Here is an 11,758-nt window from a genome sequence, read left to right on the forward strand (position 1 = left end):
TCCCAAGTCTTTCCAGATTGGGTGTTGAACTTTGCTGTATAATTTAAAATTTAAAGAAGATGAAAAATACATTTTTAATTGGTGCGTTTGTTTTGGCTTTGTTTGCCAATACTGCGATGGCACAGGACTTGAACAAAAGTCAGGTTCCGTCGGTTATTGTAAATAATTTTCAGAAATCATTTCCAAAGGCTTATGATGTAGAATGGGAATTGGACGGAGAAAACTATAAGGTAGAATTTGAAACAGGATTGCTTGGCGCAGACCACGATGTTTGGTACAACAAGACTGGAGCGTTAGTAAGACACAAGGAAGAAATTTCGAAAAGCGACCTGCCTCGAAAAGTGTTGGCGAAAATCAGTGCTGACTTCGGCAGTTACCGTGTGGACGATGTGAAGAAGATTACAGAAAGTGGGAAAGTAACCTACACGCTGGAACTAAAAAGTATTAGTGAAGATTGGAAAGTGGCGTTTGATAAGGAAGGAACTGTTTTGTCTAAAATTGCAGATTAATCCTGTGCTTTGTTTTTGGAAATCGGTCCGCTTGGTTTTAATGAGCCAATGCGGATCTTTTTTTGTTTTAGGATTGGGCAACTGTAAGAATTTTATGTTAAGCTTTTATTTTATTAAATAAAGAACCCTTATCTTGGCGACTGAAAACCCCATTTTTCTAATTCCATATTACAACATGAAAAATCTATTCTTTTTTGCGCTTTTAATACTTTCACAAACTTTTTACGGACAGAAGAAACCAGAGATGGTGATTTTGATTGACAATGAACTCGGAACGATGGAGCAAGTACAGCAATATGCGGGTCAGGGTTCTGTAAAATCGATGAGCAAAGGAGTTACGGAGGCCGAGCGAGAGGCTCTGTTTAAAAAATTTGGGGATAAGATTGGCGACAAGGAATTTATTGTGAAGGTGGCACTTTATACTGAGAATGAAAAGTTGGCTAATGCCCAAAAGATGCCGCCGCCAATAACAGCTCCTACTACAAAAACCGCTGAATATGTCTTGGATCTTAATAATATTGCCAAGGATTTTACCTTGAAACTCATTGATGGAAAAGAGGTAAAGTTATCGGATTTGAAAGGAAAAGTGGTGCTTGTTAATTTTTGGGCCACCTGGTGCGGACCTTGCCTGATGGAATTCTATGATATTCCATCGAAAATTCTTGAGCCTTTCAAGAACGAGGATTTTGTATTCCTGGCGATTTCTATAGGTGAAGATGAAGCGAAGGTTGCCAAGAAAGTGGCGAAGTTGAGAAAGGACGGGATGGACTTTAATTATGGTGCAGATCCGGAGAAGAAGATATGGAACGACTATGGCATGAACTCAATTCCGAAGAACTTTTTGATTGACAAGGAAGGTGTGTTGCGTTATAGGGCTACAGGAAATGACGAAGGGAATCTGGAGCGCATTGCAACCGAGATTAGGAAGTTGTTGTGATGAACATTAGCAACCATATTGAGAAATAGAGAACTCATTTAATACACTACCCCACTCGAATGGTCATACTTTGCTCCCGTTACACTGCTTAAAGCATTGACTTCATTACGCAATTTCAAAACTCCCAATAAAGCAAAAATCATTGCTTCCTTGAACTCTAGGATTTTATTATCGGGAACTACGATTTGCATTTCAGGGAGATGGAATTGGATCCGTTGCAGCAGAAAATGATTGTAGGCGCCTCCACCGGTAATGAGCAATTTTCCTTGTTTTATTTTTAATGCCTGACCGATTTGATAGGCAATATGTTCTGAGAACGTGTGCATCTTGTCTTCGGTAGTGATCTCAAAACTTTCGATTAGGGGCAAGATTGTTTCTTTTACAAATTCAAATCCCAATGATTTTGGAAATGCTTTATGATAAAAATCGAGTGCATTGAGTTGGTTGAACAATTCGGGATGCAGGTTTCCTGACTTTGAAATTTTGCCTTTGTCGTCATAATCGAACCCAAGCTGGTTGGCATAAAGATTCAAAACGGTATTTACCGGAGAAATATCGAACGCTATCCTTGAACTGTTTTCTTCGAAAGAAACGTTTGAAAATCCGCCCAGATTGAGGCAATAATCGTATTCCGAAAACAAAATCCTATCGCCAATTGGCACCAAAGGAGCTCCTTGCCCACCTAACTGTACATCTTGTACGCGAAAATCACAGACTACCTTTTGATTGAGAATGTTGGCTATATCTGGAAGATTGCCTATTTGTAAGGTGAAGCCATTTTGTGGCTGGTGCAGAATGGTGTGTCCGTGGGAACAAACGGCATCGAGGTTTTCGATTTTATGCTTTTGGATAAAGTTGAAAATGATACCACCTAATAATACTGTATAATCCTTATTGAGTTTTTCGAGTTGCTCTTGGGAGAAATCTACCGCCGTCTTTAACGTGTTTACCCATTCCTGAGAATAAGAAACGGTTTCACATTCCAGCAGGTTGAAGTTCCATTTATTGTCGGCTATTGAAAACTGGATGTGGGCCAAATCTACTCCGTCTAGCGAAGTTCCTGACATCACTCCTATGGTATTGTATGTTTGTTGCATCATGCTGGTAATATTACGAAATCGTTTGAAATTAAAACAAATTATTATACTTTTGGCACATCTGATTTTGTTTTGGAAAAAACTTTTGTGGAAATCGTTTTTTTTCAGACTTTTACAAAAGTACAAATCGGATTTTAGCTAGCCCTGATGGCAGTGGAAATCCTTTTTATTCTTTCTTTAAGAATAAAAAGATTGTAATGGACAGCAGGAACATGGATTGCCGATTAGGACCAAGCCATTCGCTCATAACAAAAAAACTAATTATCAAAATTATAGTATTTATATGGATTTCAATCTAACCGAAGAGCAATTAATGATTCAACAAGCCGCAAGGGATTTTGCGCAGGCAGAACTTTTACCGGGTGTAATTGAGAGAGATGAGCATTCGAAATTTCCTACTGAGCAAGTGAAAATGATGGGCGAGCTGGGATTTTTAGGGATGATGGTGGACCCAAAATACGGAGGTTCTGGATTGGACAGTGTTTCGTATGTTTTGGCGATGACTGAAATTGCTAAGGTTGATGCTTCGGCGGCCGTAATCATGTCGGTAAACAATTCCTTGGTTTGTGCAGGTATGGAAAAATACTGCAGCGAGGAGCAAAAAATGAAATATTTGGTGCCTTTGGCAAAAGGAGAGTCGATTGGTGCTTTCTGTTTGAGCGAGCCGGAAGCGGGAAGTGATGCTACTTCGCAAAAAACTACTGCTATTGATATGGGCGACCACTATCTATTGAACGGTACGAAAAACTGGATTACGAATGGTGCTACAGCTTCGACGTATTTGGTAATTGCACAGACAGATGTGGAGAAAAAACACAAGGGAATCAATGCCTTTATCGTTGAAAAAGGATGGGCTGGTTTTGAGATTGGTCCGAAAGAAAAGAAAATGGGAATCAGAGGTTCTGATACGCATTCGTTGATGTTTACGGATGTGAAAGTTCCGAAAGAAAACAGGATTGGTGCTGACGGATTTGGTTTTGCGTTTGCGATGAATGTGTTGAACGGCGGAAGAATCGGGATTGCATCTCAGGCTTTGGGAATTGCAACGGGAGCTTATGAACTAGGCTTGAAATATTCCAAGGAAAGAAAGGCTTTTGGCAAAGACATCTTCGATCACCAAGCGATTGCTTTTAAATTGGCGGATATGTATGTGAAGGTTACCGCTGCAAAATTATTGGTCATGAAAGCGGCCTGCGAAAAAGACGAAGGCAAAGACATTGCACACTCTGGCGCAATGGCGAAATTATATGCTTCTGAAATTGCTTTGGAAGTTGCAAATGAAGCGGTTCAGATTCACGGCGGAAATGGCTATGTTGCCGAATACCACGTGGAACGAATGATGCGCGATTCTAAGATTACTCAAATTTATGAAGGTACTTCTGAAATTCAAAGAATTGTAATTTCGAGAGGATTGGTTTCGTAATTTTAAGAAATAAATCATTTCAAGGCCTGAAGCAATTCAGGCCTTTTTTATTTGATATCAGCAACAATTGACTGTTTTTATTTGTAATATTTTATTTTTAAACGTTGTTTTTTGAGAAACTTTATTCTCTAAATTTACGTACCTAAAAATAAAAAATGCTGATCCCGTCGATTAACAATAGTTTGAATGAATTGGTGGCGCTGCTCGACCAATTGTCTGATAAAGAATACACAAAACAGTGTCCGCAATTGAGCAATGCCACGATTGGACAACACACGCGTCACATCATTGAGATGTTTCAGTGTCTTGAAAATTTCTATGAAACTGGCTTGGTAAACTACGACAAAAGAGACCGCAATTGTGTGATTGAGACCAGTACGGAATTTGCCAAAAAATGCATTGTTGCCATCCAGGATAATTTGGACAGAGAAAATAAAAGCATCCAGTTGCAACAAATTATCGACGGAGAAGAAATCAGGATTGAGAGCAACTACCAGCGTGAATTACTTTATAATCTGGAACATTGCATCCATCATCAGGCGTTGATAAAGGTTGCGCTTTTGCAATGCGAAAATATTGAGATTGATGCCGATTTTGGTGTTGCCCGTTCCACAATTGAATATAGAAATAGATGTGCACAGTAAGTTTCGTTGCCACCAACGACAAGATAATTATTACCTCTAACCGTGATGAAGCGGTTTTGAGGCCTGCATTGCCACCCGAAACCTATCGCATCAACAATAAAAAAATTACGTTTCCAAAAGATCCATTAGCAGGTGGAACTTGGTATGCCGTTAATGAAAGTGGAACTGTTTTGGTTTTGCTGAATGGAGCCGATGAAAAACACAAACACCAACCGCCTTACAGCAGGAGCCGTGGGTTGATTGTTTTGGAAATCATCAGCAACGATTCTTCGATTCTGCATTGGAATTTGATTGATTTGAAAGGTGTGGAACCTTTTACTTTGGTTTTGTACGAAGATTCGAAATTATACCAGTTGCGCTGGAACGAGATTCAAAAAAGCCGTATTGATTTGGATGTTTCACAGCCTCATATCTGGTCGTCAACTACTTTGTACCCTAAGGAAATAAGGAAACAACGCTCGGAATGGTTTCATCGGTTTATGGAAAACAGTAACACCGTCAGCGAAACAGAAATGTTTCATTTTCATCGATATACCGAAAATTCAAATGCTGAAAATGGCTTGATTATCAACAGGAATGATGCTTTGAAGACTTTGACGATTACGCAATCAGTTATTGAGGATAATAGCTTGAAGATGATGCATTATGATTTGATTCAGGAAACTGAAACTTCTATTTCCTTTTCGTTTTGAGACTCTTTTTTCATAAACTAACACATTGGGAATACTGGCCATTTTTGGTAGTGTATATTCCTGTTTATTTTCTTTGGACCTTTTATGCTTTGAAGGCGAGATCGATTTTCTTCTTCAATGCGTGCAATCCAACCATCAAGAATGGCGGTTTTATGATGGAATCGAAAAAGGAGATTTATGATTTGATTCCACAGCAGTATTATCCGAAAACAGAATTAATCAATGAAAGTTCTTCGTATGAAAAAGTGCTGGATGTCATCCACGAAAGTGGGATACAATTTCCTTTGATTGCCAAGCCCGATATTGGACTGAGAGGTTCGGCAGTGAAGAAAATCAATACTTCAGAAGAGTTAAAGTATTATACAGAAAAGGCGAATTTTGATTATCTCGTTCAGGATTTGATTCCGTATCCAAATGAGATTGGCATTTTCTATGTGCGATATCCTCACCAAAACGAAGGACGAATTACAGGAATTGTTTCTAAAAAGTTTTTAATTGTTACCGGAAACGGTATGGCTACAATTGAAGAATTGATTACCGAAAATCCGCGTTATGAATTGCAGTTGAATGTTTTGAAAAAAGAATACGGCAACAAACTTCAAACGATTCCCGCTCAAGGCGAAAAGATCAATCTCGTTCCCTATGGCAATCATGCCCGAGGTGCAAAATTTCTGGACAGAAGTGATTGGATTACCTACGAATTGAATGCAACCTTAAACAAAATCTGCCTGCAAATTGATGGTTTCTATTTTGGAAGAATCGACTTGATGTATAATTCTCTTGAAGAATTGGAACGCGGTGAAAATTTCTCGATTGTAGAATTGAACGGTGCCGGAAGCGAGCCTACTCATATTTACGATCCCAAGCATTCCATCTTTTTTGCTTGGAAGGAATTGTTTCGGCACATTACCTATATGTTCGAAATAAGTGTTGAAAATCATAAACGAGGATTTCCATATTTGGAGCATAAAATTGGGATGAAAGAATACCGCATGCATTTGGAACAAAGCAAAAAAATCGTAAATTTCTAAACGATGAAAGCTTTAAAAAATATATTTGTTGGGTTTGTGGTGAGCTTTTTAGGTTCGCTTCCTTTGGGCTATCTCAATGTGATTGGACTTGAAGTGTATTCTAGAACCAATATGGACAATCTTATCCTCTATCTTTTGGGCGTGATTACCATAGAAGCTATTGTGATTTACTGCACGTTGCTGTTTGCCGATAAACTTTCTAGAAAGAAAAAATTGATGAAGTTCATCGATTTCTTTTCGATTATTTTTATGTTGGTTTTGGCTTATATTTTTCATTCGCAATCAAAATCGGAAGGGTCGTCGGAAGACCAGGTGTCAGAATATATAGCTTATTCCGGCTATTTGATTGGGATTATTTTCAGCTGTTTAAATTTTATGCAGATTCCGTTTTGGCTGGGTTGGAATGTCTATGTGGTAAATGCAAAATACATTACTTTAGGAAAAAAGCTCAACCTGATTTACTTGGCGGGAACGTTGATTGGAAGTTTCTGCGGGATTCTTACTGTTGTCATGGTATTGAATATGGTATCCGAGGGTACGGGTACCTTATCGAAATACCTGATGTCACACATCATACCCTTATTTTTTGTTGGGATGGCCATTTATCAGTCTTATAAATTCTACAAGAAATATTTTTGATTATCTTTTCATAGCAAAATGTCCCTTGTGTGTAGTTCCATCTTCTCGGGTTACTACAAACCAATAATCGGTTGAAGGAAGAAGTTTTCCCTTATAAGTTCCGTCCCAACCCGGTCCATTTGCTGTTAGCTTGATAATGAACTTTCCGTATCGGTCAAAGATATTGATGGTTGTATTAGGCTCTAAATAGGCAAATTGAAGGTTCCAAGTATCATTGTAACCGTCACCATTTGGTGTGAAGAATTTCGGATAGTATATTAGGAAGAACTGACCATCAATTATTCCACATTCATCCAAATCTTTTACATATACAGTATATTGCCCTGGCAACAAATTAGTAAAAGTATTTTCCGGCTGATAATTTATACCATCCAAGGAATACACATAATTTCCCGTTCCGGAAACGACGATGGTTACGGAATTATTTTGTGCGGACCAATCGGAAGTATTTATATCAACGAAAGTTGCAATGCTCGATCCCGTAACGATGAATTCTTTTGAACTATCGCACGTAAAATCCTGATATATGTTTTTTACTACCACACCATACGTTCCTGGCTCAGCGATGACAATTGATTGTGTGGTTTCGCCTGTTGTCCATTCGTAAGAGTCATATCCGGGATCAGCATTAAGCGTTCTTGTCGTTCCTGCACAAACTATGATTGGGTCTGTTGGGGTTAGAATAGGTTTGTTTCCAATAAATATGGGAAATGAAGTTGTTGCATAGCAAATATCGAGCGTCTTATGTGTTACTCTTGCAAAAATGGTTTGTGGGTTGGTAATGTTTGTATAGGCGATGTCTAGAGGAGCATTTCCAGAATCTGCATCTGTTTGGTTTAGATGGTAGGTAATTGTATAATTATCTGGATTTTGATTTCCTAATATTTGATTATTTTGATTTGATAGGATAAAAATTCCTACTTGATTAGTATCATTTCGGCAAACGAGCATACTTTCGGGAGTATTGGCTCTTGCTAAAGGAACAAGATTTCCCACTTCTACAAAAATATTTTTAATGTTTCCACAATTATCGGATACTTCAAAATTGTAGATTCCTGGAGCCAATCCTGAAAAAATATTATTATTGCCATTATTGAATGCATAAGGAGACGTAATGTTATAAGTGAACGGTTCAACTCCAATTACATCTAGAATTACATCTGATTGGTCTGAGCCACCATTACAATCAAGACTATATGCGCCGTTGATAATTAATTTATCAGAGACAGTGAATGTTGCATATTGTTCTAAGCAATTGTTATTATTGGATCCGTTATTGAAGGATTGGAATGATTTAATGATCCTGAATTCTCCTGTAACAAAAAGGTTGTAAACCATGCCAAGATTTGTCAATGAAATCGAATTGGTAGTATCAGGTAAAGTTCCCTCTTCATAGCTAACTCCTGTGTAAGGGTGTCCCCATGCGTTACTATCAGGGAAAAACTTCTGAAACCAGTATTTCTGATTTGTAACTGTAGTATTAGTATCAAAAACTCCTAAATTAAAGGCACCACAATTTCGAATAACTGTATATCCGTTTTGAGTGCTAGTGTAACCAATAACACTTATTGAAGTTTCCGCTTCAAAACCACATTCGTCTATACTTTCAAAAGAATAGTTTCCTGCCGGCAAATCGCTCATAAAAAAAACACCCGAAACAGGATCTATATTGAATGTAACGTCGTAAGGTAGTTCTTCCATATAAGTCAATGGTGCTTCAGTCATAACTAGCGATACCAATTTTCCATTTCCACTTGAAACTTTCACCGATCCACTCCCTGGATCACAATTTGGCAGTGAATCAGCAATTAGTCCTTTGACTTCAAAATCAGGAACAATTGATTCAAGGTGATATTCATAGCCACAATCATCTATTAAAATCATTTCATAGTCTCCCGCTGGCAAATCTGCAACCAAGACGCCATCTTCCCCAACAAAAAAAGTAATATCCGAAGGCAACGTTTCCGTATAAGTCGGTGGTGCTACAGTGATAATGGCGGAAACAATTTTTCTATCATCTGGCAACTCAACCTTCATCAATCCTAGTTGAACTCCACATTTACCACTGCTTTTCGTTACAATTGGATCTAAATCCTTTTCTTTAATTTCAATTGCGAAACTTTCTGTCCTTCCACAAAAATCAACTATTGATACTACATAGTTTCCGAATGGAACGGGTTGAGCTTGGCTTCCAAAATTGATATTAGGTTCTGTAACTGGCCCAGGATAAAGCGAATTGAAAGTGGCAGGATCAAAGTCATCTGGTGCGTCGTCAAAATTGATAGTATATGATGTAGTAAATCCAGTAACTGAAAGTCCTAAATAATAAGTTGCACAAGGAGCGTCTTTTGATATCAGACTCACCGATGGATTAGGGTTTATAGAGGTTAATAACGAAAATTGATTTCCACAACTGTCAGTAACAAAAATCTCAAGTTCAAAAACATCATTGCCAAACAGTTGAAATGGATGTGATAATTGCAAAACATCCGTAGGTCCAGATACTAGGTTTTCAGTAAATATTTGATTAGGTGAGCCATCCGGAGGATCAATAGCATATACAACAGATAAAGGATAAGTAATTTGAGTTCCTGGGGAAGGCGATATTACAGTACTCACTTGAACACTATTGCATGAATCGTAAACTACAGGTAACGTTGAAGGACTAATCGTCAGCCTATTGTTTGCCAATTGCATAGTAAATGTCTTTGATAATGCATTATTACATTCATCAAACACCCTAATTATATACGTCCCGGATGGCAATCCTGGAAATTCATTTGACGCTTGTAAAGGCATGGTCACAGGACCAGAAATTATTTCATAAGATGAAGGGTTACCACTTACTATGTTGACTGATATAGTTCCTGTGACATCACATTCCGTAAAGGTTTCATACGAAACACCAAAATCCAAATCAATTACCAAATCCTCTATAATAATATCTTCCTGTTGGAAATTAGATTCACCGTTTAATGATTGTGTAGCAACTACCCTATAATCACCTGATTGCAAACTATTAAAGGAATCCGATGTAGTTTCAGCAATTGCGTTTGAAAAATCGGGTGCTAAATAAAGCTGATACACAATCTCCGAACCAGAAGTAGTATTCGAAACTGTCATTTGCAAAGTGCCATTTCCCGCACAGGTCTCACTTGTAGAAACAACACTAAAATTAAAATCCGTCAATTGAGAATATCCTATTGAAGTTGTAAGAAAGAATACAAATAAAATTATTTTTTTTAGTATCATTTTGAAGTAAGAACTAGCTATTCTTAAAATTCAAATATTAAAAATAACTCATCGTTAAACACAATTATCTTATCAAATATACAATTAAAAATAATTATAATTAATAAAAAATCAATTGATTAACTATATCAACAATCATTTTTTATTCTTTTCCTGTATCCATCTCGACATATATTCTGTACTCTTCAATGTATGATACTGGAGCAAAGCACCAATAAAATTCTTTCTTCTATGATCATTTATTTCTTTTTCAACCTTATGAATATAACTCATAAATGAACTAACGAAAAGTTCCTTCCGATAGCGATTTTTTATGATATTGATACCATTTTCATTTGCTTGATTCCATAACTTCTCATCATAATAAAGTGCTACAGCTTTTTCAGCGAATACAATAGGGTCATCAGCAATATAACCACTCCAGTCCATTTTACCATTCATTCCTTCCGCTCCCATTGAAGTTGTAATACTAGGAGTTCCAAATTGCATGCCTTCTAGTAGTTTACCCTTAATCCCTGCTCCAATCCTTATGGGTGCAAGAATTATCTTGGCAGATTTAAAAACTTCCGAAGCTTTTTCTGCCCTTCCCATAACATGAAAACCCTCTTTGACATTATGCAATTGAAAAACCTTTTGAGATGGATAAGCTCCATAAATATTCAGAACTGCATCAGGCATTTTTTGCCTTATCAAAGGCCAGATTTCTTCCTTAAGATATTGAACTGTATTCCAATTAGGCTCGTGAAGAAAATTTCCAATAAATAAAAAGTTCTTTTTTTCTCCAAACGTTTTCCAAGCTTTAGCATTATTCTCATTTAGGTCAACAAAAATCGGAAGGTGATAAAGTAAAGTATCGTCAATTTTAAAAAGTGATTTAAGTATCTCAATTTCAAACTCTGAAACAAACAATGATACGTCACATCTCAAAATACTTGCTATCTCTCTTTTTGCGATATCCTCCGTAAGCAAATGTTCAAATTCAAAATCTTTTTTCTTCTTAAAAGCATTTAATCTTGATAATCTTAAACTGTGCAAATCTTCTGTATCCAAAATTCTCAAAGCATCAGGACAATTTAAAGCCACTCTCCATCCAAATTGCTCTTCAATAATAAAGCGATCAAATAAAACAATATCGGGATTAATATCTTTTATAAAAACATCAAAACTATTACAGTTAAGCTCAATTGTCTTGCATTTGACTTGCCAAATACTCAAATCTGCCATATATTCACTTTCCGATGCAGAACATGCAAAAGTAATTTCATATCCATAATCATGAAATGCCTCTATCAATTGTATCATTCTTAAACCAGCTGCTGAAGAATCTGGCTCGGGCCAAACCAAACCAATTATTAAAACTTTACAATTATCATTCATAAAATTAATTATTAGAGTTTCAAATTAATGAAATAAAGCGATATTCATCAATATCCCTAAAAACAAAAAACCCCTCATCTATTGATGAAGGGTTTTCAAAAGAAAGGCGACGACATACTCTCCCACAAACTGCAGTACCATCTGCGCAGGCGGGCTT

General features: G+C 37.1%; 10 protein-coding genes. 7 read left to right on the plus strand and 3 right to left on the minus strand.

Annotated elements, in window-relative coordinates; translation table 11 throughout:
* Nucleotides 1–59 precede the first annotated feature (59 nt).
* Nucleotides 60–509, plus strand: a complete 450-nt coding sequence (locus ACI6PS_RS08790; RefSeq protein ID WP_421012186.1) for a PepSY-like domain-containing protein — start codon at nucleotides 60–62, stop codon at nucleotides 507–509.
* A 175-nt stretch (nucleotides 510–684) separates the two neighbouring features.
* Nucleotides 685–1,446 (plus strand): TlpA family protein disulfide reductase, encoded by a 762-nt coding sequence (locus tag ACI6PS_RS08795; protein ID WP_421012187.1) that lies wholly within the window; start codon nucleotides 685–687, stop codon nucleotides 1,444–1,446.
* 38 nt (nucleotides 1,447–1,484) lie between these two features.
* Here the strand turns inward: ACI6PS_RS08795 and ACI6PS_RS08800 are convergent, their stop codons facing one another.
* A complete protein-coding gene (locus tag ACI6PS_RS08800) occupies nucleotides 1,485–2,546 on the minus strand; it encodes an anhydro-N-acetylmuramic acid kinase (RefSeq protein ID WP_421012188.1) in 1,062 nt (353 codons plus the stop codon).
* 280 nt (nucleotides 2,547–2,826) lie between these two features.
* Here ACI6PS_RS08800 and ACI6PS_RS08805 point away from each other — a divergent pair, with 280 nt between their 5' ends.
* From ACI6PS_RS08805 to ACI6PS_RS08825, 5 genes are all read left to right on the plus strand, one after another.
* Entirely contained in the window at nucleotides 2,827–3,966 is a 1,140-nt protein-coding gene (locus ACI6PS_RS08805) for an acyl-CoA dehydrogenase family protein (protein WP_421012189.1), read from the plus strand.
* A gap of 155 nt (nucleotides 3,967–4,121) precedes the next feature.
* Entirely contained in the window at nucleotides 4,122–4,610 is a 489-nt protein-coding gene (locus ACI6PS_RS08810; protein WP_421012190.1) for a DinB family protein, read from the plus strand.
* Nucleotides 4,598–5,302 carry an NRDE family protein gene (locus ACI6PS_RS08815; RefSeq protein WP_421012191.1) on the plus strand — a complete coding sequence of 235 codons (705 nt, stop codon included), beginning with the start codon at nucleotides 4,598–4,600 and terminating at the stop codon, nucleotides 5,300–5,302. The genes ACI6PS_RS08810 and ACI6PS_RS08815 overlap by 13 nt, the downstream gene beginning before the upstream one ends.
* 50 nt (nucleotides 5,303–5,352) lie before the next feature.
* Entirely contained in the window at nucleotides 5,353–6,333 is a 981-nt protein-coding gene (locus tag ACI6PS_RS08820) for a D-alanine--D-alanine ligase (RefSeq protein WP_421012197.1), read from the plus strand.
* A 3-nt stretch (nucleotides 6,334–6,336) separates the two neighbouring features.
* Nucleotides 6,337–6,972 (plus strand): hypothetical protein, encoded by a 636-nt coding sequence (locus ACI6PS_RS08825; RefSeq protein WP_421012192.1) that lies wholly within the window; start codon nucleotides 6,337–6,339, stop codon nucleotides 6,970–6,972.
* Here ACI6PS_RS08825 and ACI6PS_RS08830 read toward each other — a convergent pair whose 3' ends face one another.
* A complete protein-coding gene (locus ACI6PS_RS08830) occupies nucleotides 6,973–10,224 on the minus strand; it encodes a T9SS type B sorting domain-containing protein (RefSeq protein ID WP_421012193.1) in 3,252 nt (1,083 codons plus the stop codon).
* Nucleotides 10,225–10,359: 135 nt separating this feature from the next.
* A complete protein-coding gene (locus ACI6PS_RS08835; RefSeq protein ID WP_421012194.1) occupies nucleotides 10,360–11,601 on the minus strand; it encodes a glycosyltransferase family 4 protein in 1,242 nt (413 codons plus the stop codon).
* Nucleotides 11,602–11,758 lie beyond the last annotated feature (157 nt).

It is taken from the genome of Flavobacterium sp. PLA-1-15, assembly GCF_049060005.1.
In the GTDB taxonomy this organism is placed as follows: domain Bacteria; phylum Bacteroidota; class Bacteroidia; order Flavobacteriales; family Flavobacteriaceae; genus Flavobacterium.